Below are 26,650 nucleotides of genomic sequence, written 5' to 3'. Positions count from 1 at the left end.
TTTGTGACAATCTTTGTCATGCTCGTTTCATCTTAAATCTTAAATCTAAAAATCTATTGTGGCAAACCTTATCCTGCTCGTTTCATCTTAAATCTTAAATCTAATAATCTATTACGGCAAACCTTGTCATGCTCGTTTCATCACTGTAAATATTCTTTCTTTATACGGGCAAGCTTTAGTGTTGCATGGGGTTAGAAAAAAAGCTTAAACGCAAAGACGTATGTTGTGTTTATAATTCACACTACTGGCTACTGACTAATGATTAAAAACTAATGACTAAATTACTTATATCTAAAAATCTAATAATCTATTACGGCAAACTATGTCATGCTCGTTTCATATAGAAACTAATTTACGGATTTTTATTGGCGTATGCTAATAATTCGCTTTAATATTTAACGAAATATCACATTTTGCTTAAAGTATCCGACAGGCAGAAGCATGTGCCATTTTAAACCACTAATCTTCCCTGAAATGAAGGAGCCTGCTGATGTATTTTCCGAGGATGTCAAATTCAAGATTTACAACTGTTCCCGCCTTGATTTGATGAAAATTAGTATTCTCGTAGGTATAAGGGATTATAGCCACCGAAAATCTGTCGTCGCGGCTGTTAACAACCGTAAGGCTGACACCGTTGACACAAACCGAACCTTTTTCTACAGTCATATATCCTTGTGCTGCTTTTTCCCTGTCAACGTCATACTGAAAAGTAAAGTACCAACTACCATCGGTTTCTTTGACTTCTGTGCAACGTGCGGTTTGGTCAACATGACCCTGCACAATATGTCCGTCCAGTCTTCCGTTCATTAGCATACTTCGTTCCAGGTTAACTTTATCCCCCGGCTTGAGTAGTCCGAGATTCGACTTTTCGAGCGTTTCTTTGATTGCCGTTACGGTATATGTATCGCCCTCTTTTTTTACGACAGTAAGGCAAACACCATTGTGAGAAATGCTCTGGTCGATCTTTAATTCATCTGTAAATGAGCATTTTAAGGTGATGTGTACATTTCCTTTGTCTTTTTCGACTGCAACAACGGTAGCTGCTTCTTCTATTATTCCTGAAAACATGTCTGTATATTTTGGTTATTATCTATCGGCTATTTGTTTATTCTCAAATTAATGCTGCATTTTGCGCATGACACGACTATGAGAGAGAAACATAATTTGTAATTTCATGTTTACTTAATTTGGGGGTCAGCTCATTTATAGATATGCTAAATTAGAAAAAATTTTTGTAGATGACCAATCGTTAAAATAAATCTTTATGTCAGTCACAATAAAAAGCCGTTATCTGGGGAATTTGCGTGTGGAAAGCACCCACCTCCGTTCGGGGACAAAAATTATTACCGATGCACCTACCGATAACCGGGGAAAGGGAGAGTCGTTTTCCCCGACCGATCTTCCGGCCCCATCGTTGGGAAGTTGCATAATGACCATCATGGGGATTACTGCCGGAGATAATAAAATCAACATAGAAGGGACGGAAGTGGAAATAACAAAAATAATGTCTGCCTCTCCAGGGAGAGTGGAAGAAGTGATCGTGGCGTTTTATTTTCCTGCCAAAGGCTATACAGAAAAAGAAAAAAAAATAATTGAGAACGTTGCCGGTTCCAGTCCTGTGCCGTTGAGCATATCCTCAGAAGTGAAACAGACCATTCGTTTTTATTGGTAAAATATTAATTTTGTGTGATATGATATTACTAACCGGTGCTACAGGGCTTGTCGGATCGCATGTTCTGTGGTCATTGACACTGAAAGGCTACAAAGTAAGGGCTACAAAACGTAAAACCAGCAATTTGAGGCAGGTTGAAGCCTTGTTCCGCTATTACAGTAAAGACGATGCTTCTGATTTGCTTGACAAAGTGGAATGGATTGATGCGGATTTAGCTGATTATTTCGGTATTGAAGATGCGTTGGAAGGGGTGACTCATGTTGTTCATGCCGCGGCAAAGGTTTCATTCAATCCGGGAGAAGCTGCCAGAATGTTAGAGGTAAATGCATCGGGAACAGCCAACCTGGTAAATGCATGCATCAGCAAAGGTGTCGAAAAACTGGTATATGTCAGTTCCATATCCAGCCTGGGAAGACATCCCGATGGAAAAGAGGTGGATGAAAAAGTTGAATGGCAGCCGGATGATAACCGTTCGGCTTATTCGCACAGCAAGTTTCGGGCCGAAATGGAGGTTTGGCGTGCTTCCAAAGAGGGATTGCCGGTCATCATTGTCAATCCTTCTGTTATTATCGGGCCGGTAGACTGGAAGCACAGTAGCGGACGTCTGTTTTACTCCGTACAGAAGGGGATGCCTTTTTACACAAACGGCGTGACAGGTTTCGTGGATGTGCGTGATGTGGCAGAAAGTATTGTCCTTTTGTTGAACAGTGATGTGGTGAATGAACGTTTTATCCTCAATAGCGAGAATCTTACGTTTAAGGATTTCTTTTCAAAAGTGGCCCGGGCCCTCGGTAAAAGAGCACCTTTTGTAAAAGCAACCCCATGGATGGCTGAAATCGGATGGCGTTTGAATCATATTCTATGTATCCTTGCAGGTAAAGCGCCGGCTATTACAAAGGATACTGCCAGAGCTGCCCATAACAAATCATTTTATTCTGCAGGGAAGTTTTCCGGTAAGTTTAATTTTTCTTTTCGGCCTATTGATGATGCCATTAAAAATACAGTAGAATGGTATAGAATGACCCATTCAAAGGACTAATTGATGAATCGAAAAAATAACAATAAGCAATACAAAAGTAAGAAACCACGTAAAGGTAAGAGACAGCGTTTTCGGCACTGGCTCCTGAAAGCACTGATTAAATTATTTATCGCGGGTGTGGCTTTTATAGGAGCTTTCCTCTTGTTGGTTTACATCGGGCTGTTTGGAAAGATTCCAACAACGAACGAACTACAGAATATCATTAATCATACGGCATCGGAGGTCTATTCGTCCGACGGAGAGATGATTGGCAAGTATTTTATTGAGAACAGGCGGCATATCGAAAATCAGAATATTTCGGAACATGTTATTCATGCGCTTATCGCCACTGAAGACAGCCGGTTCTTTGAACATAAAGGGTTGGATTATATCAGTATGGGCAGGGTTTTGGTGCACTCTGTTCTTCTGGGCGATCGCGGCCAGGGAGGAGGAAGCACCATTAGTCAGCAGCTGGCTAAAAACCTATATCCCAGACGCGATTATAAATTCCTTTCTCTTCCGGTGAATAAGGCAAGAGAAATGTTTACGGCAGCGCGTCTTGAGGAGGTCTACTCCAAAGCAGAAATACTTAATCTGTATCTCAACACGGTTCCGTTTGGAGAAAATATTTTCGGTATAGAGGTCGCGGCCAACCGGTTTTTCAGTAAATCATCATCCCAACTGGCTCCACATGAGGCGGCAACCCTTGTGGGAATGCTTGCCGCCAATACACGTTATAATCCCCGTCTCCATCCTGAGGAAAGCTTGCAGCGGCGTAACATCGTTCTTAAAAGGATGGTTGAACAGGAGTTTCTGACTGAAGAGAAGGGAAAGCTTTACCAGGAAAAGCCGTTGGAGCTTAACTATCGTGTGTTGGATCACAATGACGGACCTGCGCCTTATTTTGTTGAACACATCCGCATTCAGGCCGAAAGAATTCTTGATGAGATGTATGGCGATTCCATTAGCATTTATGAGGACGGACTTAAAATATATACTGCTCTCGACTTGCGACTTCAGCGCTTTGCCAACCAGGCAGTTAATGGTCATTTAGTCAGGCTGCAAAGGGAATTCGATGCACACTGGAAAAACCGAAATCCATGGGAAGGACGTCCCGAAATTTTTGTTTCTGCATTAAAAAAATCACATCGTTATCAGACACTCAGCAAACGTGGCCTCAGTGAGAATGAGATCATGCAGGAGATGGAAAAACCTGTAAAAATGTTCATCCTGGAGGATGGAGAAGAGAAGAAAGTGGAAATGTCACCGGTCGATTCCGTTGCATGGGCCATTCGGCAACTTCAGGCAGGGTTTCTGGCAGTTGATCCTGCCAACGGTCGTATTCTGGCCTGGGTAGGAGGTCCGGATTTTAAGTTTTTTCAATACGATCATGTCCTCTCTAAGAGGCAGGTGGGAAGTACCTTCAAGCCTTTTGTCTATGCTACAGCACTTGAGGAGGGATACGATCCGTGCGATTACATCAGCAACGAACGACGAGTCTATAAGCGATACGACGACTGGTCGCCAGCCAACAGTGATGGCAAACATGAAGGCTATTATTCCCTTCAGGGTGCACTTATTCATTCTGTTAATACCGTAACGGCCGAATTAACAATGGATGTAGGTGCTCATGATGTGGCCGATCTGGCAAGAAAAGCAGGCATTGAAAGTGATTTGCCTGATGTTCCTTCACTCGGACTGGGAACCGCCAACCTCTCTCTTTATGAGATGATAGCGGCTTATACGGCTTTTGCCAATTACGGAAGCGGAACGGAACTTCAAAGCCTTGTGCGCATTGAGGATGCGAACGGGAAAGTACTCTATCAGGCGCCTTCCGCCCGCTTGCGTGATGCCGCGTTTGGAGAGCGAACAGCACGTTTCATGGTGCACATGTTGCAGGGTGTTGTTGAGAGAGGCACAGCCCGCTCACTGAGAGATGTTTACGGTATACGTTCCGAACTGGCCGGTAAGACCGGAACTACCCAGAACAATGCCGACGGATGGTTTATCGGCTTTAGTCCCGGTTTGGTGGCAGGGGCATGGGTAGGCGCCGAAAATCCGGCGATTCGTTTTCGCAGTATGGCTCTTGGACAAGGTGCTCATACCGCTTTGCCCATATTCGGACGATTTATGCAGGAAGTCGAAAAAGCATCCTTCCATTCCGATATCGGCCGGCGAAGTTTTTATCCGCTGCCTGAAAGTTTAATTTCAGAGACAGATTGTCCCGATTATTCGGAAGAAGACCCGGATTTGAATTTCTTTGAACGACTGTTTGGCGGGAAAAAGCAAAAGAAAGTGAGTGAGGAAACGCCTGATACCGGCGAGGTAGAAAAGAAACCAGCCGAAGAGAAGAGAAAATCTCTTCTTGACAGGATGAAGGATATTTTCAGAAAGAAAGACTGACGGCGTATTTTACCTGATGTCCTGCCTGTCTGGTGACCTAAATAAACAAGCGTTCCCGTTCCTTACGCGTCATTCCCTTAATCACCAGGTCATACGACTCTTTGATCCATTGTTTCAGGAGATTATCCGGGATCGAGCCGTCCACTTCAATGGTGTTCCAGTGCTTTTTGTTCATGTGATAACCGGGTTTCACAGCCGGATATTGCTCTCGCAATTCTATGGCTTTTTCGGGAGCGCATTTAAGGTTGACCCAAAGCGGACCTTCCAAATCAGTCATTACAAACATTTTATTACCAACCTTGAAGACCAGCGAAGTTTCATCGAATGGCAGGTCTTCGGACGTAGCAGGCAGCGAAAGACAATAATCTCTGAGCTCTTCAATGTTCATAAACATGAATTTTGATCGTTGGGTTTGACAATCAAACCTCAGTTCTTGCTTGCAAGAATTTGGGTCAACGTCTGTTTTTAGCCGGGCAAGGGGCGGAATGCATCTACAATGTGCTCCATTTCCCATTGGTCTTCATCATCATGTGGCAACCAGCAAATCACGTCGAAACGGGTTTCGCAGTCGAGTTCGTTTTCTAAAATATAAGCTTCTGCCGCGTAAGCAATGGCATTCATTTTGGCAGGAGTAATGCTCTCTCTGGGGTGTTCGTGGTATTCGGATGCGCGTGTGCGAACTTCCACGATCACCAGTTGGTCATCGTCCCATGCTATAATGTCTATTTCTTTACGATCGAAGCGATAATTTCGTGCCACAATACGGTATCCCTGGTCGAGCAGATAGGATGCAGCTTTGTCCTCCCCCTTTTTGCCCAGTTCATTATGTTGCGCCATACGTTTTGATGTTAGATGATTAGATGTAATACACCACCAACCCGCCTTCGTCGGTCACCTGAAGATGTACCTGAGCACCCATAAGTAAAGGTTCGTTAGGCGATTCGTGTCCGGACGGAAAATCAAACAACACCGGGTAGTCATAGTGTTCCGTTATGTTTCTGATAATCTCCCGGGCTGAATTTCCGAAAGGAATTTTGCCGTCTTTCATATCGGTCAGGTGTCCTACTATAAGGCCTTTCAGATGTTCCAGTTTTCCACTGAGCCGGAGTTGGTACATCATTCGGTCGAGGTGATATAATTGTTCTCCGACTTCCTCAATGAAAAGTATTTTCCCGCGCGGGTCAAAATCATATCTGGTACCGGTCATGGCTGCCAGCAGGGATAAATTCCCTCCAATCAGCTGACCGGCTGATGTCCCTTGTTTGTTAAGTATATTGGCCGGTGTCCGGTAAACTATATCATGCCCCTGAAGTATATCCAGAAGATGGTTCCATTCCGCTCCATAATTGTTGTCTGCAGGGAGATTAACCGGCATTGGTCCGTGAACAGACACAGTATTGTAGTTATTTTGAAGTGTTGCATGAATGACGCTGATGTCGCTGAATCCGACCAGCCATTTCGGTTGAACAGGCATGCGCGAAAAGTCCAGTGCATCAATAATGCGGAGCGTTCCGTAACCTCCCCGGCAGCACCATATCACCTCTACTTCCGGATCGTCAATCATAGCCTGCAGATCATCAATTCGCTCCTCATCAGTGCCCGAAAATTGATAATGTTCATGGGTCACATATTTTCCTCTGCGGCTTCGGAAACCATTTCTCTCCAGAAATACCCCGGCCCTCGAAATCACATCGGAATCAATTCTGCCGGCCGGTGAAACCAACCCGAAGAGGGCTCCTTTTTTTATAAACGGGGGTGTTGTTGTTGACATATCTTAGAGCTTTGTGTACAAGATTTTAACATCTTTGGTTATCTTTGTGAAGTTAAACAAAACCTGGCTCATTTGCCCGGTTTTGTTTTATTTTTGTTGTCATTTATGGGTGCAGTATAAAAAGCCTTTTGACCCCTGAATCCCCTGAAGGGGACTTTTTCAAACTGCTGATTTTTAGCAGTTCCCCTTTAAGGGTCAGGGGTAAAAATGGTGAAAATCAGCAGTTTGAAGGCTTTTTATACTGCACGCAGTAATCGAAAATAAACCTGTTAAAAGTTCAGATACAATATTATGAATAATTTTAAAAGAACGCTTGTTACAACAGCTCTTCCTTATGCCAACGGTCCGGTTCATATTGGTCACCTGGCCGGTGTATATGTCCCGGCCGATATTTATGTGCGTTACCTCAGATTGAAAGGTGAAGATGTGCTCCTTATTGGCGGATCGGACGAGCATGGTGTCCCTATTACTTTGAAGGCAAGAAAAGAAGGAGTTTCCCCTCAGGATGTGGTAGATAAATATCATCAGCTTATCAAAGATTCTTTTGAAAAGTTCGGTATCAGTTTCGATATATATTCCCGGACAACCAATAAGATACACCATAAAACAGCTTCGGAATTTTTTAAAAAATTGTACGACAATGGTGCTTTCATTGAAAAAGAAACCGACCAGTACTATGATGAAGAGGCAGGAACATTCCTGGCCGACCGTTATATAACCGGCACCTGCCCGCATTGTAACAGCACCGGTGCTTATGGAGATCAATGTGAGAGCTGTGGTACTTCACTGAATGCCACCGATCTTATCAATCCCAAATCGATGGTATCGGGGAGTACACCGGTAATGAGAAAAACCAAACACTGGTACCTGCCACTTGATCAGCATCAAAGCTTCCTCGAAAAGTGGATTCTCGAAGAGCACAAGGAGTGGAAACCCAATGTTTATGGTCAGTGTAAGTCATGGTTGGACCTCGGCCTTCAGCCGCGGGCCGTAAGCCGTGATCTCGACTGGGGGGTTCCCGTCCCGATCGAAGGGGCAGAAGGAAAAGTGCTTTATGTTTGGTTTGACGCCCCGATTGGTTATATCTCGGCAACCAGGGAACTGACGCCGGAGTGGGAGAAATACTGGAAAGACCCCGAAACACGTCTCATCCATTTTATCGGTAAAGACAATATTGTATTCCATTGTATTGTATTTCCGACGATGCTGAAAGCAGAGGGTTCATTTATTTTACCCGATAACGTGCCTGCAAATGAATTTTTGAACCTTGAAGGAGATAAAATTTCAACTTCCCGCAACTGGGCCGTCTGGCTTCATGAATACCTGGTGGATTTTGAAGACAAACAGGATGTTTTGCGGTACGTATTGACGGCAAATGCGCCCGAAACAAAAGACAACGACTTTACCTGGAAAGATTTCCAGGCACGAAATAACAATGAGCTGGTTGCGATACTGGGCAATTTTGTGAATCGTGCTGTAGTGCTGACTCATAAGTATTATGAAGGAAAAGTTCCCCTGATGGGAGAAACTGAACCTTTTGATGTTCAGACACTGGAATCAATTCCGGCCATTATTAGCAGCGTTGAGAAAAATCTTGATCAGTTTAAATTCAGAGAAGCTCTGCGTGAAGCCATGAATCTTGCCCGACTCGGCAATAAGTATCTGGCCGATACCGAGCCATGGAAATTGCAGAAAACAAACCCTGAGCGGGTGAAAACAATAATGAACATTTCACTTCAGATTACAGCCAATCTTGCCATTGTTATGGAACCGTTCCTCCCGTTTACGGCACAAAAAATGCGTAATATGTTGAATATGCAGCAAGCCGTCTGGAGCGATTGTGGTAAGACAGAACTCCTGAAGCCCGCCCATGCCATTAATGAGGCTAAGTTGCTTTTCGAAAAAATAGAGGACGAAAAAATTCAGGAACAGCTGGATCGTCTGGCCCGCACTAAAACCAGCAATGAAGCAGAGAACAAAGAAGCCGAGCCGGCAAAAGCCGATGTCTCGTTTGATGAGTTCTCTAAAATGGATATGCGCGTGGGCACCATTCTGGAAGCCGAAAGAGTTCCCAAAACCAAAAAGCTTCTGAAAATAAAAGTCGACACGGGCATTGATAAGCGAACGGTTGTTTCAGGCATTGCCGAATTTTTTGAACCGGAACAGTTAGTCGGACGTCAGGTGTGCATCCTGGTAAATCTTGCCGCACGCAAAATTAAAGGGATCGAATCGCAGGGAATGATTCTGATGGCTGAGGATGCCGACGGCCGCCTTGACTTTGTTGCGCCTGGCACAAAAATAAAGCCCGGGTCACAAATCCGGTAATTTGCGTTTTATCATTTGCCTGATAAATCATCAAGGAGCCAAACGTTTTCGAACTTTTCGTTTTTCCGTAAAGCAAAAAGTCTTTCAACTGCGCTGTCCCGTTTTTCGAAAGACTCCAAAGCTACCCGGAATCGTCCGTTACTGCTGAGAAGAATCTGTGCGTCAGGAAACCCCTCTTTTTTCATTTGTTCGGCAGTTTGTTGGGCAGGTGCTTCATATTTAAAGCTGGCAGCGATCAGGTGAAACGGGGTTTTGACCTGATCGTCCGTCCGTCCGGATGCAATGTCAGACTTTTCGGAAACATCGGATGCGCTATTATCGGAATTGGTAAGTTGCTTCGGAGCATAGGTTGCAGGCTGTGTTGCAATTGCAGATTTTTCGGCTACAGATGAAATAATATTGCCGGTGTCAATTTGCTGATGTTCCGGCATTTTGAGCTCCGGGGTAAACAGGAATAACCCTGCAATCATTGCCGCAACAGTTGCCCAATAGCGGGGCGAACGGCTGCGCAATAACAGTCTTACCGGCTCTTCGCGTTTCTGTTGGAGTGCAACGTATTGAAGCGGTTCAAAATGGAATTCGATAAGACCGTAAGCATCAGGAAGAAGCTTATTGTGTACATTGGGGGTGAACTGAAGATTTCCCAGTGCATCTTTCCTGAAGGTTCCGATGCCTTCAAAAACAAATGTTTCCCCATTATTGATCTTCGTTTGAAAACCGTCGACAAAACTGTGTATCCGTTCGGTACTTTCGTTCCAGGATAGATGTTCCTGTTTACAGATATGGTTGGTGAGAAGTCCGTCGTTGTGCGACAAACTTCTGTTGAATCCGATTTCCTTTTTAGGGGGCTGGAAAAGATTTCGTTCTTCAATAAGGGCAGCCGGTTTATAATTGGCCACAAAACCTCCAAGTCCTGGCACAATAACGCAATCGTGCAGGCATAATAAATCCGATATGTGTTTTTCGATGCTTGCCATATTGCAAATTTAAACAATTTATACGCTCTTTGCATCGTTTTGTTTTAAACAGGTGTTGATAAAGTGTTGAAAAAGGCTCGTTATAAGCAGAAGGTTGACAGGCAGAAGGCAGAAGTAATTAATTAGGGCCGGCAAGAAAACTAAGATTTTTTAAGTCTTTGATAAGAAAGCGCCAAATACAAGGCTTTCGAAGTTATTGAATCCAAGGAGTTTACTCTTCGTAAATAACTGATTCAAAAACGAGAATAACGCAGTAGTTGGTGTTTTCTTGCAAAGACTAGGGAATGTAAATTTAACTCTGTCCGGTTGCATTTTCAGTAAATCAAAATAACTCATATTTTTTCTTTCATCCAATTCTTAAAAGCTTGTTTGGGTAGTTTTCAGGTTCTGTCAAGGGCGGCTGAGGTTGCGAAGCCGTTTATATACCCTTGACAGGTTCTGAAGACGACCTATCTTTGCTTTTAGGGTTTTGGATGTTACACTTTTATATTTATTCGACCTTCAAATTGAATGCACAATTGCTGTAATGTTAAGGCCCAGTTCTGCAGAGGGCGTGTCCACTTTTGGGCAATATTTTCGGTGGTCAAATAGATCAATTTCAGCAGGGCCATATCGCTGGTGAAAGCCCCTTTTGTTTTGGTCACTTTCCTTACCTGGCGATGGAAGCCCTCAACCGCATTGGTTGTATAAATCAGCTTTTTAATGGGCTCATCATATTTGAAATAGTTGGAAAGCTCTTCCCAGTTGTCATTCCAGGAGCGTATCACAATAGGGTACTTTTTGCCCCATTGTTCCTCCAAATTTAACAATTCTGTTTCTGCTTCAGATTTATTGACAGCACGATAAACCTTCTTCAAATCTTTCATAAAGGGCTTCTGGTCTTTTGAAGCCACGTATTTTAGAGAATTGCGTATTTGATGAATGACACATTTTTGTATTTCTGTATCAGGGAAAACGCTCAATATTGCCTCGGAAAAACCTTTTAGATTATCTGTACAGGCTATCAGTATATCTTTTACGCCCCGGTTTTTTAAGTCGGTTAATACCGATAGCCAAAATTTTGCACCTTCACTTTCCGATATATACATGCCGATCAGGCTCTTCTTGCCCTCTTTATTTATGGCTAAGATATTATATACGGCCCGATTGACAACACGGCCTTCATCTTTTACTTTGTAATGCATGGCATCCAACCATACGATGGGATAAACATCGTCTAAGGGCCGATTTTGCCACTCTTTTACCTGAGGGATGACCCTATCGGTTATTTCACTCAATACAGTCGGTGATACCTCTGTATCGTACATTTCTGCTATATGTGAGGAAATATCCCTTAAACTCATTCCTTTTCCATATAACCCTATAATTTTCGGTGCCAAACTATCGGCCAGAACGCGTTGTCGCTTCTTTACTATTTCCGGCTCGAAATTGCTATGCCGGTCTTGGGGCGTATCTATGCAAATTGTGCCAGAATTGGTTTTTAAATTTTTTGTGCCTTTCCCATTGCGCTTATTGCCGGCGCATCGCTCTTCTTCCGATAAATGATCATCCATCTCTGCAGAAAGTGCGCTTTCTAAGAATTCTTTAATAATAGGTGCAAAAACGCCGCCTTCACTTGTAAGGGATTGACCACTACGCAATTGTTCCAGTGCCAAGTCCCGCATGGCTCTGTACTCTGGGGTGTCTTTTTTCTTGTCTGTCATAAACTGCAATTTTAAGAATTTTTTGTTTATGGACAGAGTTTACTTTACAGTCTCAAAGACTAATTAGGGCACGTCTTTAAAGTCTGGACAAGTTGTGCCAAATTATGTGTCTGTTTATTATTTTTGTTATGCTCGTTTTAAAAATTTAAAAACAACAACGATTTTGGCAACAAAGATGCTTTTTAGACCATACTTAATATTGTCTTTCCGCATTTTTGTGTACTAATATTTTCCGCCTTTTGCGTGGAAAAATTTTAGCCTTAGTGAAAGAATTTAACCGGCACCATTGATATTTTGCTTGAATTAATTTCCTTTTCTTAATTTTACGTACTTCACGAAAACGATAATCTGATAACATCATTTCTATGAGCAAACAAATTCTGGTTACCGGCGGAACCGGCTATATTGGTTCCCATACTGTCGTTGAACTTCAGAACGAAGGGTTTAATGTAGTGATCGTTGACGACTTGTCCAATTCGGGCATTGAAGTGCTGGATGCCATCGAAAAAATAACAGGAAAGCGACCTGCTTTTGAGAAATTCAATCTTACTGACCAGGATAAAACCAACGCTTTTTTTGAGAAATATCCGGGGATTGCCGCTATTGTTCATTTTGCGGCCTTCAAAGCTGTGGGCGAATCGGTCGAAAAACCACTCGAGTATTATCACAATAACCTGGTATCACTTATGAATCTTCTCCGCAGTATGAGGGAGCATAAGATTCCCGATATGGTGTTTAGTTCCAGCTGTACGGTTTACGGTCAGCCGGAAAAATTACCCGTTACAGAAGATACGCCGCGAAAGCCTGCTGAATCACCTTATGGAAATACAAAAGCGGTATCGGAAGATATTATGCGCGACTTTGCAAGGGCTACGGAGGGCATTAATTGTATTGCTTTGCGGTATTTTAATCCCATTGGTGCTCATCCGTCAGCGCTTATTGGAGAACTTCCGGTGGGCGTTCCGAATAATTTAGTGCCTTTTATTACCCAGACAGCTGCCGGGTTGCGGGATGAGCTGAAAATCTTTGGCGACGATTACAATACACCCGACGGCACTGCTATCAGGGATTATATTAACGTGGTCGATCTGGCTAAAGCCCATGTCGTGGCGATCAACCGACTGCTTAACAACAAACAGAAAGCGTCCTACGAATTTTTTAATATTGGTACTGGCGAAGGATACTCGGTCATGCAACTTGTGAAGGCGTTTATAAAAGTTACAGGTGTTAACTTAAAATATTCTGTTGTTGGAAGACGGGCCGGCGACATTGAAAAAATATGGGCCGATACCTCGTATGCGAATAATGAATTGGGATGGAAGGCTGAGAAAACCCTCGAAGAAACGCTGAAGAGTGCATGGGAATGGGAAAAGCATGTCAGAAACATAAGATAATATGAGTAAAACAATATTAATAACTGGTGGTGCGGGTTTTATAGGGTCACATGTAGTCCGCCTTATGGTAAATAAATATCCCGACTATCAAATACTGAACCTGGACGCGCTTACTTATGCCGGGAATCTTGAAAATCTGAAGGATATTGAAAGCTGCTCCAATTATGAATTTATCAGGGGCGATATTACCGATATGGAAGCTGTTAACCGGATATTTCGTGAATACCGGCCCGATGGCGTTATTCATCTGGCTGCTGAGTCGCATGTCGACCGGTCTATTAGCGATCCCCTGGCTTTCATCCGGACCAATGTTATCGGAACCGTTAACCTGCTTAATGCAGCACGTGATGTGTGGCATGAAAAACCTGACGATAAGCGGTTTTATCACATTTCAACCGATGAAGTGTACGGGTCTTTAGGAAATACCGGTTTTTTTACCGAGGAGACTGCCTATGATCCGCGTAGTCCGTATTCTGCTTCAAAAGCGAGCAGCGATCACATGGTACGGGCCTGGCATCATACCTACAACCTGCCGTTCGTAATTTCCAATTGCTCAAACAATTACGGACCAAATCAGTTTCCTGAAAAATTGATTCCTCTGGCTATTAATAATATCAAACACAAAAAGAGCATCCCCATATACGGGAAGGGGGAAAATGTCCGGGACTGGCTTTATGTGGAAGACCATGCGGCAGCCATAGACCTTATTTTTCACCGGGGGAAAAACGGGGAAACCTATAACATAGGCGGCAACAACGAGTGGACCAATATCGATTTGATTCGAAAGATTTGCCAGGTAATGGATAAGGCACTGAACAGGGAACCCGGCGATTCGGAAAAACTGATCACTTTTGTGAAAGACCGTGCCGGACACGATAAGCGGTATGCCATCGACTCATCAAAACTGATGACCGAGCTGGAATGGAAACCTTCTTTACAGTTTGAAGAAGGGATCGAAAAAACCGTGAAGTGGTATCTCGATAATGAAGAGTGGATGAATGACGTTATCTCCGGCGATTACGCAAAATATTATTCCCGCCAGTACGACAACCGTTAATTAATGCCCGTCTGTAAAGTCTGGAAAAGTGGTTGCCGATATGTGTCTGTACTGAAAGCACCGGTTGCAGGCGTAGCTCAGCAAATGGTACTTTCCGGACAGATACCAATTATTCCACCGTAACCGATTTAGCCAGGTTTCTTGGCTGATCGACGTTACATCCTCGCATCACAGCAATCTGGTAGGAGATGATCTGCAGAGGCACTACTGCCAGAAGCGGCGACAGAGACGGATGACATGCCGGAATTTCTATCACATGATTGGCCAGCTTTTTGATGGTTTTTTCTCCTTCCGTTACAATGGCAACAACTTTCCCGTTTCGTGCTTTTACCTCCTGGATATTGCTGACAATCTTTTCGTATGAGCCGTCTTTAACTGCCAGCACAAAAACCGGCATGTTTTCATCGATCAGCGCGATAGGGCCGTGTTTCATTTCGGCAGCAGGATACCCCTCGGCATGGATGTAGGATATTTCCTTCAGTTTGAGGGCACCCTCAAGTGCTACGGGATACAATACTCCCCGTCCCATATACAATGCATTGGTGACATTGACATACTGGTTGGCCACATCTTTTATAAAGCCTTCATGGTCGAGTATTTCTTTCATTTTTCCGGGTATTTCCGTCAGGGCATGTACCAGGGCTACATAATCCGATTCGGGGATCAGCTTTTTTCTGTGTCCTATCAGGAATGCCATCATGGTAAGCACAGTAATTTGTGCCGTAAAGGCTTTGGTCGAAGCTACCCCGATTTCGATGCCTGCATGTGTATAGACACCCGCGTCTGTTTCCCTGGCAATGGATGAGCCGGCAACATTGCAAATACCAAGGATGGTAGCATCCGATTGTTCCCTGACCATCCTGATGGCAGCAAGCGTATCGGCGGTTTCTCCGCTTTGCGAAACGGCAATAACCACATCATCGGGATATATTATGGGTTTGCGGTAGCGGAATTCGGAAGCATATTCCACTTCAACAGGAATTCTTGCATATTCCTCAAAAAGATATTCGCTCACCAACCCGGCATGCCATGAAGTTCCACAGGCTATGATGATTATCCGGCGGGCATCGATCAACTTGGGAAGTACATCCAGTATTCCTCCCAGGAAAATCTTACTGTGGTCCATCGAAATCCGTCCACGAAAAGTATCTTCAATGGAAGAAGGCTGATCGTGTATCTCCTTGAGCATATAATGCTGGTATTCTCCTTTGTCTATTTCATCAATGCTCAGCTCAATTTTTTGCACCTGAGGTGTTTTGATGTCATTATGCAGATTTTTAAGGTCGAACTTGTCGTGATCGATAATCGCTACTTCTTCATCATTCAGGAAAACCACCTTGTCGGTGTATTCAATAATGGGTGTGGCATCTGAAGCCATAAAATACTCGTTTTCACCGATCCCGATAACCAGCGGGCTTCCTTTTCGGGCGGCTATCAACCGGCCGGGCTCATCAGTGCAATAAATCACCAGTCCGTACGCTCCCACAACTTTGGTCAGGGCCAACCTGACAGCCAGTTCGGCAGGGACTTTTTTCTCTAAGTAAATATTTTCGATGAGGTTGGCCAAAACTTCTGTGTCGGTTTCAGTAATGAAAGAAACACCACGATTGGTCAGTTCCTTTTTTAGGTGACCGTAGTTTTCGATAATACCGTTGTGTACAACAATAAATTTACCTTTTTCCGACTTGTGCGGATGGGCATTAATATCGTTGGGTTCCCCGTGAGTAGCCCAGCGGGTGTGTCCCATCCCTATGGAACCGGAAATTTCCTGACCTTTAATAATGTTTTCGAGGTCTTTTACTTTTCCTTTGCATTTATACAAATGCGTCTCGTTATTCATCAGGGCGATCCCGGCAGAATCGTATCCACGATATTCCAGGCGTTTCAGGCCCTTTATCAGTATCGGGTAAGCAGTTCTTTCTCCTACATAAGCTACAATGCCACACATAAATTTCGTCGATTTGTTTTACTATTCTACAATGATTTTATTTTTTCTGATATTTTTGATGCCAGCGTCTTTTTTCGTTCGATGTGTTCAAGAATATCACACACGGCAGGATGTTTTTCAAAAGCCCCGCGAACCTGCTCAAAATCAACGTTCCGAATTTCATCTTCTCCGTCCATCCCAAAGCCTGTCTGGGCTTTTAGTGTGAATTCCTTGCGTGCATCCTCAAACATCATTTTGTCCAGATTGACAACGGCATTTTTCCAATCTTCAATAAAGTCGAGCAATTCTTGCTTCGAGATGGTGCCCAAATCAATATTCAGGGCCGATTGGAACATGGAATAGCCCCGGTTCCAGGCCCAGGTGTAATAGTTGCGGTGCCACTCCCCGAATATTGCGTTCATTTCAGTGAAAGTCTTCACTTTTCCTTTCTCAATCTTTTCAACCAATTCGAGGACTTTTTCTTTTGGGACAATAAGTCCGGCCATATCAACCCATTCTCCTGTTCCTTCGCCGGATGCTGGTTTTAAAACTTCATGTAGTTCCTCGATGGATGAAAACGCTTCTGATTCAAGTTTTTTCATCAGACCGTTCCCCAGGAATTTTATGATACCAATATCGTATAAAAAGATGCCGCGTTCAAGTGCTTTGGCCTCGATTTTTACACTGTTATACATGAAATATTCCGAAGTGGCGCCGGATGTTTCTTTTAATTTGATGAGCGTTTCTTTTCCCTTGATCATTTTTTCGACAGAGAAGGGACTTAACAGGTTAAATGTGATGTAATCGAGTTTTCGCGTGTCTTTTCTCTTGTCACGATTTGGCCATTTGCGGGCATCGCGCATGGTTCCTACACTTCGTAGATTGACGCCTGGTGCCAGGTAACTTTCGTCTTTGTTTTCGATGAGGTACGAAAAAGGGAAATTCGATGTGTCCGGATTGCGGTAATGTCGCCCCATAACCAGGGAAAAGGCCCCGATTTTAGCCGGCCACAGAAGGTACGAATCGCTGGTTGTTTTGCTGCCCCGTTCTATTACTCCCTGGTGAACGGGGCCCAGCTTGTACATGTGATTGCTTTGATTTGAACCGCTTCCTGCATTAAGAAATGAGTAATAACCGGCGATCAGAAGCGTGGATTTGTGGTGCGAAACGGTGTATGGACCGGCAAATATAGAGCAGGCTTCACCATGGAATCCCTGGCAGTTGGCAAAAAAGACCGAGTTTTCTGCCGAGTAGTGCTTTCCCAGTGTGCAGCCCTGGCCGATAAAACATTTGGATATCAGGGTGGCGTCGGTCACTGTTGAACCGCTGGTTGCTATAAAATCTTCAGCAATCACGCCCGGTCCGAAGTATGATGGATGCTCGCGGGAACTGTTGATGGAGCCGTTAACCAGCCGGTAAATGCCTTCAACGATTGCGTCGGTTCCTATATTTACATTCAGGATGGTTCTTGAGTTGAGTAATCGTGCCCCGCTTTTTACAGTACCTTTTTCGGAACATATATTCTGGCAATAGGTGTCTACCATGTTGTTCAACATCTCAATAAGCATGGGGCGATGACGATAGAAGGCAAGAAGATAGGCAGTGTGGGCGGATAATTCATTAAAAATGGGGACTTCTCTGCCACCGGCTTCATTTAAAACCGCCACCTTTTCTCCGTTACCAAAGCAGGATTTTCCTTCGGTGGTGAGGGAATCCACATTTTCGATGATGACATTGCTTTCTATATGATAGTTGGCAATTTGATTTCTTATCTGACTGATGTAAACATCGTCATCAATGATTGAGTTGTGAATGGTTGCATTCGAAATACCTGAGTGTTTGGTAACACCTCCTGCAAATTGAAAACTTCGCCGGAAGCAGCCCAGCCTTATTTTTCCCGAGAATGCGGTTTGCCTGACGAATGAAGGGTCGAAGCCGTCTTTTACTTCTATGTTGTTCCATTCATTACTGAAGCATCCCTGCTTTTCGAGTGTCTCAATTTCACGGGTGGTTAAAGGCCGGTATTCTGACATAATGACTTGCTTTGAGGACAGACACACATTTTGTAAAAAGAGTTCCGGGTTTACAGACAGACATTAATTGGTCACACATCTTACAATAGTATCTATAACTATTTGTTAATGGCGAAGTTAGTAATAAATTGTAACAGTTGCTTGAAAAAAATGTTTATTCAAAAAAAACCTGCCTCGAATAGAAGAAGCAGGTTTTTTTTGAAATTGTTATTTCTCACTAAAGAGTTCCGCTGATCATAAACGTTGCCGCAAATGCAAGGATGGCGTACAACTCAGGGAATACAGCCAATACCAGGGTACTTCCGAAAACATCATGTCCGGAGGCTATTCCGGCAATGCCGTTGGCACAGACCTGTCCTTGTCTGATCCCTGACAGAAGACCGACGAGCCCGAGTGCAATACCGGCACCTAATACGGCAACGCCCTGGATAGCGGTAATTTCAGGTGAAAGCACTCCTGTTCCGTTAATTACAAAGTAACCAGCAAATCCATAAAGCCCCTGTGTTCCGGGAAGTGCACTTAAAACAAGATAGTTGCCAAATGCATCGGGATTCTTTTTCATCGCTCCCAATGATGCATTACCACCATAAGATACACCGTAAACGCTTCCGATACCAGCCAGTGCAATCATCAAACCAATGCCTATATAGGCCAATAAAATTGGAGTCATATTTTTTCTGTTTTAAAGGTTATTAATTCTTTACTTGAACTCTTTGATATGGTTTATATTCTTTTCCTCCTCCTATAAATCCTGCATTTTTATAAAATTCCACAAATGTAAGACGTAACGGGTGCACAAAAGCACCAAGCCCTGACATAAAAATGTTGATGCCGTGTCCGATCAGCAGAATAATCAGGGTCACCAATATGCCGACCAATGGAATATCGGGTGCCAGGTCGAACGCGAACTGATTAAACACCTGTCCGAGAATGGCACTTGCCAGGCCGAGGGCAAACAAGCGTATATATGATAACAAATCGCCTATTACACCTGTAATCATATTGTATGCGTCCCACAAGCCTGCTCCTACATTAATGAAAATGTTTCTTTTGGGATGGTTAAAAATAAATATTCCCAGAACAGAGACGCCCACCAATATGGTGTGTATCGGACCGAAAAAATAACCGGCTTCCGGGTTTTGCGTATCCAGAAGGTAGAATACCACTGATGATACAATCAGTAGGAACCATCCCCACGTGGATAATGAATAACCAAAGCCCTGTTGACGGATTTGATTGATGGCTTTCAGTACCATCCCGAAAAGAATTTGAACAGCACCAAATACCAATGCCAGTGTGAACATTTGATTGCTGTCCAAAAACATATCTTTCGCATCCGCCAGGAATTTCGGTGGATTTTCGATCAGGTTTATTCCAAAGAATGTGCCTGTAATCGCCCCAAAAAGAATAGTGGCCAGTCCCAGCAGCTGTGCCAGGGTCAGCAGGGGACGCATATTTTGTTTCGCTTTTGGTTTGTATATGGCTATGGCCAGAACCAAAAGCAGGCCGTATCCCGCATCTCCCAGGCAGAATCCGTAAAATAACATGAAAAACGGGGCGAAGAAAGGGGTGAGGTCTAATTCTGTATATGACGGTAAAGAAAAAAGTTTAGTCACCGGCTCGAATAATTTGGCAAAGCGGTTATTACGCAATAATATGGGTGGTTTTTCATCCGCGCTTGCCGGCTCTTTTAAATAATAAACCTCTTTTTGGTCCACCCATTCTTCCAGTTCGTCTGTCTTCATCTGGGGAACCCACGCTTCAACCAGTCGTATTTTCCCTTCTACTTCAGTGACCGTTTGAAATCTGACATTAATATCGCTTAATTGCTCTTCCAATCTTGCCTGATATTCTTCAAGCAATTCAATACCGTGTACGGCAATCTTGTCTAACTCATAATTGAGCTCATCTGCCTGTGCTTGTGTTGCCGAAATTTCTTTACGGACTTCTTCAAGGGTTTTTTTGGGCAGAGCTATCTCGTCTGTCTCTTCCATGTCTTCGGGCAACTCTTTGCTCTCTGACTCATCAACCAAGACAAAATAACTATAGCCGTCGGTTTCAGAAATGAGTTCAATGGGATATTTTTCTTCCCATTCAGGATTGTATTTCGAATCGGGACAAATAAGAAAACGCAGATTTATATTGGCTTCCGAAAGTCTTTTTATGGCTTCCAAAGAAAATTGTCCCCAAGGCTCGATATTTTTTTCCTCTTTCTGCAGGGCAGAGAGTTGCTGTTGTATTTGTTCGAGACTGCTCTCAATTTCTGCTATTCGTTGGTTGAGCTTTTCACCTGATTTTTCTGTTATATTTTCGACTACAGCAGGATCCGGGATTTGTTTTCTACGCCTTTCCAATGTTTTTATTGTTTTGGAAAGATCACTGATTTTCCGGTATAAATCCTGCATTTCAGTGGTGGGTTCATCCTGATGCTCAACGATATGTGCCACGCCAATTTCCTTGAGGTGATCTAGAAATTGTTCATAGTCGGCGTGATACACCAGAAACGAATATTTAAACATTGGTACAATCATGACTCCACCTCCACGTTTTGTTGCCTGTTTTTGACGATTTTCTGGGCTGCTTTCGACAGATTCTCTTCATCTTCAAGGAAACGTTTAATCTTTCGAATTGCGTCCTGAAATCCCGGAATTTGAACTTTTTCGTACAGATTTACTTTTTGCGTTGTTTTTTTTCGGGCAAAGTCGAGTAACTCCATTTTTCGTTCAAATACTTCCTTTTCGATGGCAAGTTTAACCAACTTTTCAAGAATGGCAATGCCATCGGGGAACCAGGCGGGTTTTTCGAACATGTTATAATCACGTACCGCGAAGTGAATTTTCTCAAGCACCGGTGTCTGCACACCTGCAATTTTTTTAGTGGTGAGTTCTACATCCTCTATCTGTGCCAAAGAAGGGTCAAATTCATTCCAAAGGCGGACCATATCATCATACAGCCCCATTTCTTTTTTCAGTTGTTCTTCCAATTCGGTAGCCTTATCTTTGGCATTTTTCACTTGCATCCGCAGTGCCGATTCTTTGTTTTTGAGCGTCGGCAAAGCTCTTTCTCTTACCTGAAGCTGTTTGGCAAGGGCCTGTTGTGATGTTTTATTATATTGAAATTTTATTGCCACGTTTTCTCCTTCTTTCGTTATTAATATCTCATATTCAGTAATTAACTTAATAGAGTATCAATGGCTGACTTTCTGTATGTTACGGTGCATTTACTCTTTCCAGTATTTGTCCACCAGGTCTTTTCTGATTCCCACTTCTGCTTTAGAAAAGTAGGTGGCAAAAAGCTTCCACGCGATATCGAGCATGGTATCCGTATCAACATTGACATCAATTGCCAACAGTTTTTCCGAGTAGTCTTTGGCGAAATTCAATGTTCTCTGGTCATAGTCGGTAAGGTCAAACCCATTCTCCTGTTTGGTACGGGCACCGGCTGCATCGGCATAAAGACGAACGGCCGCATTCATAACCTGTGGATGGTCTTCGCGTGTTTGTTTTCCAATAACCAACTGTTTCAGTCGTGACAATGAACGGAAGGGGTCAACAATGACTTTTCCGATATCGGTATCCCTTCTCAGGAACAGCTGGCCTTCTGTAATGTAACCTGTGTTATCTGGTATGGCGTGTGTAATATCGCCTCCCGAAAGTGTCGTTACCGCCAGAATGGTAATAGAGCCTCCCGATGTAAATTGCACGGCTTTTTCATAGATTTTGGCCAGATCGGAATAGAGCGAACCCGGCATGCTGTCTTTCGAGGGGATCTGGTCCATCCTGTTTGATACAATACTGAGTGCATCGGCAAACAGGGTCATGTCGGTCAGAAGAACCAACACACTTTCGTTTTTGTCAACAGCAAAGTATTCGGCAGCAGTCAGAGCCATATCCGGAACCAGCAATCGCTCAACCGGCGGGTCTTCTGTTGTATTTACAAAGCTTATTATACGGTCGAGTGCTCCGGCGTTCTCAAACACCTGCCTGAAATAGAGGTAATCGTCGTTTGAAAGTCCCATCCCTCCCAGAATGATCTTGTCGGCTTTAGCTCTCAGGGCCACATTGGCCATTACCTGATTGTAGGGCTGATCACTGTCCGCAAAGAAAGGTATCTTTTGCCCGGAAACTAGGCTGTTGTTCAGGTCAATTCCTGCGATACCGGTGGCAATAAGGTGTGAGGGCTGTTCACGACGAACAGGGTTCACCGACGGTCCTCCGATTTCCCGAATTTCACCTTCTATTTCGGGGCCTCCGTCAATGGGGTTGCCATAAGCATTGAAAAATCTGCCCGAAAGCTCGTCGCTTACTTTTATTTGTGGCGGATTTCCCAGAAAGGTTATTTCAGCATTGGTTGGAATTCCTTCCGTTCCTGAAAAAACCTGAAGAACGATCTCGTCGCCCTCGATTTTCACAACCTGGGCCATCCGCCCGTTGACCACAGCCATCTCATCGTAGCCTACATTCTTGGCGCTAAGCGATACAGTGGCTTTAGTGATACTGGTCAGTTTGGTATATACCTTTTGAAATGCCTGACTTTTCATTCGTATGTAATTTATTTAAGTTATTGGTCGAATGGAACTCGCATGATTGAGTTTTATACATGTTCTTTTGTGACAAACCTTGTCATGCTCGTTTCATAAGTTGTTTGTCTATCTCGTCTCAACGCCCGGGATATTTAAGCGTAAGCGCTGAGATGCAATTCACGGCTAACCCCTGATGACTCAATTATACAACTATCTCTTCCTGCTTTTTCTCTTCTACCGCGTGCTCTTTCAGCATCTCATCGAGTTCTTTTTCGAAACCTTTGAAATTATCCGATTGGAATTCCGAATAGTTCATCTGCTTGAATTGGTTGATAAGTCGTTTGAAAAAGTCGCCTACCTCTTCAAAATGCTTGAACTCGAAATCGGTATCAACAATGCCGAGTACTTTTTCGAGCATATATTTTTGTCGTTCAAGGGGGGTAGAAGCGTCAATATCGTCAAATGCGTCCTGTTGAAGTATTACAAAGTCGATGAGTTCGGCTTTCCAGAAGCGTTCGTGGAAATCGATGGGGACACCATCATCCCCAAGGATGTTGATCTGTTCGTTGGCTTCTTTTCCCCTGAGCAGAATGTCTTTGCTTTTCAGAACATTATCGAGCCAGTGTTCACCCAGATTTTCACCGAGTGATTTTTGAAGCTCGGGATACTCCAGATATTTTGAATAACTATCGATGGGGTCGATGGCCGGATAACGTTTACTGTCTGCACGGTCCTGCGAAAGACCATAGAAACAACGGGCTGCTTTACGGGTATTTTCGGTAACGGGTTCCTTCAGGTTACCGCCGGCTGGCGACACGGTACCGATAAAAGTGATGGAACCGGTTTTCCCGTTGTTGAGATACACAAAACCTGCACGAGAGTAAAAATTAGAAATAATTGATGAGAGGTCCATGGGATAAGCGTCGGGTCCTGGAAGTTCCTCCAAACGGTTTGACATCTCCCGAAGTGCTTGGGCCCAGCGTGACGTGGAGTCGGCCATCATCAGCACTTTTAGTCCCATGGAACGGTAATATTCTCCAAGTGTCATAGCAGTATAAACCGATGCTTCACGAGCAGCCACCGGCATGTTGGAAGTATTCGCAATGATGGTGGTTCGCTCAATAAGTTTTTTCCCGGTTCGCGGATCCTCAAGTTCCGGAAACTCTTTAAAAATCTCCACGACTTCATTGGCCCGCTCACCGCAAGCTGCCATGATAACAATATCTGCTTCGGCCTGCTTGGAAATGGCATGCTGGAGAACCGTTTTTCCGGTACCAAATGCACCGGGAATAAATCCTGTTCCTCCTTCGGTAATCGGGTTTAAGGTATCTATACAGCGAACACCGGTTTCCAGAAGCTTGAACGGACGCGGTTTTTCTTTGTATGCTTTGATGGGTACTTTCACCGGCCATTTCTGTACCATGTTTACAGAAATGGCATCTCCGTTGTTGTCTTCGATGACTGCAATTTCGTCATCAACGGTGTAGTCACCTTCTTTTACTATTGATTGAATTTTATAGGTGCCTTCCAGTTTAAAGGGCACCATAATACGGTGGGGCATGCCGTTTTCTTCTACTTCACCGAGCCAATCGCCGGCAATGACTTCATCCCCCTTTTTGGCCAGGGGTTTAAAGTTCCACTTCTTTTCCCTGTCCAGGGGATCGGTATATTCTCCCCGTTTCAGGAAGACACCATCCATTTTGTCGAGGTCATTTTGCAGTCCGTCGTAATTGCGGGATAGCATGCCCGGGCCAAGTGTTACTTCAAGCATGTGACCTTCAAATTCAACTTTGCTTCCGGGTCTCAAACCACGTGTGCTCTCAAACACCTGTACATAGGCCTGTCTCCCTGTTACTTTAATGACCTCTGCCATTAATCGCTCTTCGTTGTGGAAGATGTAGCAAATCTCATTCTGTCCTACCGGACCATCAATATCTACCACCACAAGGTTGGCAATGATTCCTGATACCGTTCCGGTTGTTTTATCGTTTTTTTCCATAGGTCAATGTATATTCTTCGGGGAATTCGAAACCCGACTTCAGTTCATTAAATAATTTTTCAAACATCTCACGTCCCTTCTCCGGATCAAGGTTAATCCAGCGTTCTGCTATGAATAATTTTTGCAGAAATGCAAGAACTCTTTCTATGGTAAAGTAATTAAAGAAGGTGGCATCTTCAACAAAATGCCATTTGTGTACGTCCAGTCTGAGTTCCCTGTCTTTTAGATTTTCAATCTCAAATATCTGTAAAAGGTCTTCTATATGCTCCACTTCAGATTTCAGTCCGAAATCTCTGACACGACTTTTTTTCAAAGCATTGGTGACATCATCATTTCCTATCAGGGCCTTTTCAAAATCCAGTTCATATTTGCGGCCGTTCAGTGCGGTCAGAATATTGGATGTGTCGCGCTGATATTTTGCAAGTTTCCTGACAAAAAGATTTTTCGAGCTTTCAAGATATTCGTAGTAGTCGGAAGACAATTTCCGGCTGGCTTCCACGCGGGTGTCTTTAGCCTCGTCGCCATGTATGGTTAAGACAAAATCGATCAGATAGGGGGGTAATTGAGACAGTTCTTCGGTTAAATCCACTTTTTTGTCTGTAAGTGGTTCCAGCTCTTCTTTGCTGAAATTGCCACGGTCGTCCCACTCTTTTTTCTCGTTGAAGAACAAGTTGAGCAGGTTTTCATGGTCAAATGGCAGATAAAAAAGTCGCAACAAAGCAAAATCCCCCGGGGTCAGCTCGTCTTTCATCATTTCCCGAAAGCCGGCCGAAGAGAAAGTCAGTTTCTTTTCTTCAGGAACAAGGTCGGGAAGTCCGGCAACAAGACAGTAGTAACCTTTCGACATATATTTTATTTCTTTTCTTTCTTTTCAAAGAGTAATTCGGTTGATTTTGGTCGCAGGTAGGTCTTAAAGAAATTGTTGAAATCTTCATCGGTAAAACTGATCACATAACCACCGTCGGCCGGACCAATCTTAAACCCGGACTTCAGATTTTTAGAAAAGGTAAGTTTAAGACCTTTGTTCAGATGATGAGCCAGTTGTTTCTTAAAACGGTCTTCCATTTTTTCACGATCCGACTCGGGAAGGATAATTTCCAGGTCCATGCTGTCATTTTTGATCCAGCCATCAACGGCTTTTACGATCAGGTCTCCAAGATAATTTTTGTCGGAAAACAACTCTTTGGTGGCGGGTTCAATGGCCTGCATGGTTACCAGATTGGTAATTTCCTGTTTGAGTGCAGCAACAGATTGTTCCAGGGCCATTTTCATTTCTGTTTCAACATGCTTTTTTGTTTCTTCGGCCTTTTTATCGGCTTCGGAAATTATTTCTTCGGCCTTTTTTTGGGCCTCTTTTTCTATTGCCGAAGCCTTTTCTCTGGCTTCTTTTAGTATCTTATCGGCCTCTTCCTTGGCTTTCTGGACCCCTTCGTTGTAAATTTTTTCGGTAAGGTCCTCAAGTTTTTTTGTCATAGTTCCAGTTTTTATCGGGTAGAAACGACTTTTGAATCTGAATTTGTGGCTCTAAAATAAGTATTTTGTAATTATCAAACAAAAATTCAGGCATCAAGCCTCATATCGAATTGTTAAGAATTTGAATCGATAGATTAAGATTATTTTTTTATTTTTCAGTACGTTACAAAATTATCACAATACAGATATGTTAACAACAGTATTTTGCCGGGGCGTCATTTTTGCGCACTGAAACGAGCATGGCAATGATTGCCTTATTAGATTTTTAGATATAAGTAATTTAGTCATTAGTTTTTAGTCATTAGTCATTAGCCAATAGTGTGAATTATAAACACAACATACGTCTTTGCGTTTAAGCTTTTTTTCTAACCCCATG

Annotated in this window: 21 protein-coding genes; 6 read left to right on the top strand and 15 right to left on the bottom strand. The window is 43.5% G+C overall.

Annotated features, from left to right (window positions below; all coding sequences use genetic code 11):
- Window positions 1–459 precede the first annotated feature (459 nt).
- Window positions 460–1,068: a riboflavin synthase gene (locus tag ATH1_RS0109585; RefSeq protein WP_010420751.1), complete on the bottom strand. Its 609-nt coding sequence runs from the start codon at window positions 1,066–1,068 to the stop codon at window positions 460–462.
- A gap of 196 nt (window positions 1,069–1,264) precedes the next feature.
- Here ATH1_RS0109585 and ATH1_RS0109580 point away from each other — a divergent pair, with 196 nt between their 5' ends.
- Genes ATH1_RS0109580 through ATH1_RS0109570 form a run of 3 tightly spaced genes read left to right on the top strand, consistent with a single transcriptional unit; the run spans window position 1,265 to window position 5,093 of the window.
- On the top strand, window positions 1,265–1,672 hold the full coding sequence (locus tag ATH1_RS0109580; protein WP_010420748.1) for an OsmC family protein: 408 nt from the start codon (window positions 1,265–1,267) through the stop codon (window positions 1,670–1,672).
- Window positions 1,673–1,691: 19 nt separating this feature from the next.
- The gene (locus ATH1_RS0109575) at window positions 1,692–2,711 is read left to right on the top strand and encodes an NAD-dependent epimerase/dehydratase family protein (RefSeq protein WP_010420744.1); all 1,020 of its coding nucleotides are present in this window, start codon (window positions 1,692–1,694) and stop codon (window positions 2,709–2,711) included.
- A gap of 3 nt (window positions 2,712–2,714) precedes the next feature.
- Entirely contained in the window at window positions 2,715–5,093 is a 2,379-nt protein-coding gene (locus tag ATH1_RS0109570) for a penicillin-binding protein 1A (protein ID WP_010420741.1), read from the top strand.
- Window positions 5,094–5,130: 37 nt separating this feature from the next.
- Here the strand turns inward: ATH1_RS0109570 and ATH1_RS0109565 are convergent, their stop codons facing one another.
- The 3 genes from ATH1_RS0109565 to ATH1_RS0109555 all read right to left on the bottom strand — a co-directional run bounded on the left by ATH1_RS0109565 (window position 5,131) and on the right by ATH1_RS0109555 (window position 6,864).
- Window positions 5,131–5,481 carry an MmcQ/YjbR family DNA-binding protein gene (locus tag ATH1_RS0109565; protein ID WP_029164062.1) on the bottom strand — a complete coding sequence of 117 codons (351 nt, stop codon included), beginning with the start codon at window positions 5,479–5,481 and terminating at the stop codon, window positions 5,131–5,133.
- Window positions 5,482–5,558: 77 nt separating this feature from the next.
- On the bottom strand, window positions 5,559–5,930 hold the full coding sequence (locus ATH1_RS0109560; protein ID WP_010420736.1) for a YraN family protein: 372 nt from the start codon (window positions 5,928–5,930) through the stop codon (window positions 5,559–5,561).
- 19 nt (window positions 5,931–5,949) lie between these two features.
- Window positions 5,950–6,864, bottom strand: coding sequence for a S66 peptidase family protein (locus tag ATH1_RS0109555; protein WP_010420733.1), 915 nt, complete (start codon window positions 6,862–6,864; stop codon window positions 5,950–5,952).
- Between the two features lie 291 nt (window positions 6,865–7,155).
- Between ATH1_RS0109555 and metG the strand changes: the two genes are divergently transcribed.
- Complete coding sequence (gene metG, locus ATH1_RS0109550) at window positions 7,156–9,189, top strand: methionine--tRNA ligase (RefSeq protein WP_010420731.1); 2,034 nt, start codon at window positions 7,156–7,158, stop codon at window positions 9,187–9,189.
- 11 nt (window positions 9,190–9,200) lie between these two features.
- Here metG and ATH1_RS0109545 read toward each other — a convergent pair whose 3' ends face one another.
- Both ATH1_RS0109545 and ATH1_RS0109535 read right to left on the bottom strand, forming a co-directional pair.
- Window positions 9,201–10,166: an HU domain-containing protein gene (locus ATH1_RS0109545; protein ID WP_010420728.1), complete on the bottom strand. Its 966-nt coding sequence runs from the start codon at window positions 10,164–10,166 to the stop codon at window positions 9,201–9,203.
- A gap of 476 nt (window positions 10,167–10,642) precedes the next feature.
- Window positions 10,643–11,869 (bottom strand): IS256 family transposase, encoded by a 1,227-nt coding sequence (locus ATH1_RS0109535; RefSeq protein ID WP_010420722.1) that lies wholly within the window; start codon window positions 11,867–11,869, stop codon window positions 10,643–10,645.
- A gap of 365 nt (window positions 11,870–12,234) precedes the next feature.
- On the opposite strand from ATH1_RS0109535, the gene galE reads away from it, so the two are divergent.
- Both galE and rfbB read left to right on the top strand, forming a co-directional pair.
- Window positions 12,235–13,263 carry a UDP-glucose 4-epimerase GalE gene (gene galE / locus ATH1_RS0109530; RefSeq protein WP_010420719.1) on the top strand — a complete coding sequence of 343 codons (1,029 nt, stop codon included), beginning with the start codon at window positions 12,235–12,237 and terminating at the stop codon, window positions 13,261–13,263.
- A gap of 1 nt (window position 13,264) precedes the next feature.
- The gene (gene rfbB, locus ATH1_RS0109525; protein WP_010420717.1) at window positions 13,265–14,320 is read left to right on the top strand and encodes a dTDP-glucose 4,6-dehydratase; all 1,056 of its coding nucleotides are present in this window, start codon (window positions 13,265–13,267) and stop codon (window positions 14,318–14,320) included.
- Window positions 14,321–14,429: 109 nt separating this feature from the next.
- Here rfbB and glmS read toward each other — a convergent pair whose 3' ends face one another.
- The 9 genes from glmS to ATH1_RS0109480 form a co-directional block, all read right to left on the bottom strand.
- Window positions 14,430–16,268 carry a glutamine--fructose-6-phosphate transaminase (isomerizing) gene (gene glmS / locus ATH1_RS0109520; protein ID WP_010420714.1) on the bottom strand — a complete coding sequence of 613 codons (1,839 nt, stop codon included), beginning with the start codon at window positions 16,266–16,268 and terminating at the stop codon, window positions 14,430–14,432.
- A gap of 26 nt (window positions 16,269–16,294) precedes the next feature.
- Window positions 16,295–18,280 carry a DUF4954 family protein gene (locus ATH1_RS0109515; RefSeq protein ID WP_010420712.1) on the bottom strand — a complete coding sequence of 662 codons (1,986 nt, stop codon included), beginning with the start codon at window positions 18,278–18,280 and terminating at the stop codon, window positions 16,295–16,297.
- A gap of 217 nt (window positions 18,281–18,497) precedes the next feature.
- Entirely contained in the window at window positions 18,498–18,950 is a 453-nt protein-coding gene (locus ATH1_RS0109510; RefSeq protein WP_010420709.1) for a V-type ATP synthase subunit K, read from the bottom strand.
- A 22-nt stretch (window positions 18,951–18,972) separates the two neighbouring features.
- Entirely contained in the window at window positions 18,973–20,811 is a 1,839-nt protein-coding gene (locus ATH1_RS0109505; protein WP_010420706.1) for a V-type ATP synthase subunit I, read from the bottom strand.
- Window positions 20,808–21,410 carry a V-type ATP synthase subunit D gene (locus ATH1_RS0109500; RefSeq protein WP_010420701.1) on the bottom strand — a complete coding sequence of 201 codons (603 nt, stop codon included), beginning with the start codon at window positions 21,408–21,410 and terminating at the stop codon, window positions 20,808–20,810. The genes ATH1_RS0109505 and ATH1_RS0109500 overlap by 4 nt, the downstream gene beginning before the upstream one ends.
- Before the next feature lie 90 nt (window positions 21,411–21,500).
- Window positions 21,501–22,820: a V-type ATP synthase subunit B gene (locus ATH1_RS0109495; protein ID WP_010420700.1), complete on the bottom strand. Its 1,320-nt coding sequence runs from the start codon at window positions 22,818–22,820 to the stop codon at window positions 21,501–21,503.
- A gap of 184 nt (window positions 22,821–23,004) precedes the next feature.
- Window positions 23,005–24,801: a V-type ATP synthase subunit A gene (locus tag ATH1_RS0109490; RefSeq protein WP_010420696.1), complete on the bottom strand. Its 1,797-nt coding sequence runs from the start codon at window positions 24,799–24,801 to the stop codon at window positions 23,005–23,007.
- Window positions 24,785–25,648: a DUF2764 family protein gene (locus ATH1_RS0109485; protein ID WP_010420693.1), complete on the bottom strand. Its 864-nt coding sequence runs from the start codon at window positions 25,646–25,648 to the stop codon at window positions 24,785–24,787. The genes ATH1_RS0109490 and ATH1_RS0109485 overlap by 17 nt, the downstream gene beginning before the upstream one ends.
- Before the next feature lie 5 nt (window positions 25,649–25,653).
- On the bottom strand, window positions 25,654–26,274 hold the full coding sequence (locus ATH1_RS0109480; RefSeq protein WP_010420689.1) for an ATP synthase subunit E: 621 nt from the start codon (window positions 26,272–26,274) through the stop codon (window positions 25,654–25,656).
- Window positions 26,275–26,650: the final 376 nt, after the last annotated feature.

The organism is Anaerophaga thermohalophila DSM 12881 (assembly GCF_000191885.1).
Classification (GTDB): Bacteria; Bacteroidota; Bacteroidia; order Bacteroidales; family Marinilabiliaceae; genus Anaerophaga; species Anaerophaga thermohalophila.
Note: the sequence above shows the minus strand (reverse complement) of the source record. Positions and strands in the feature narration are given on the sequence as shown.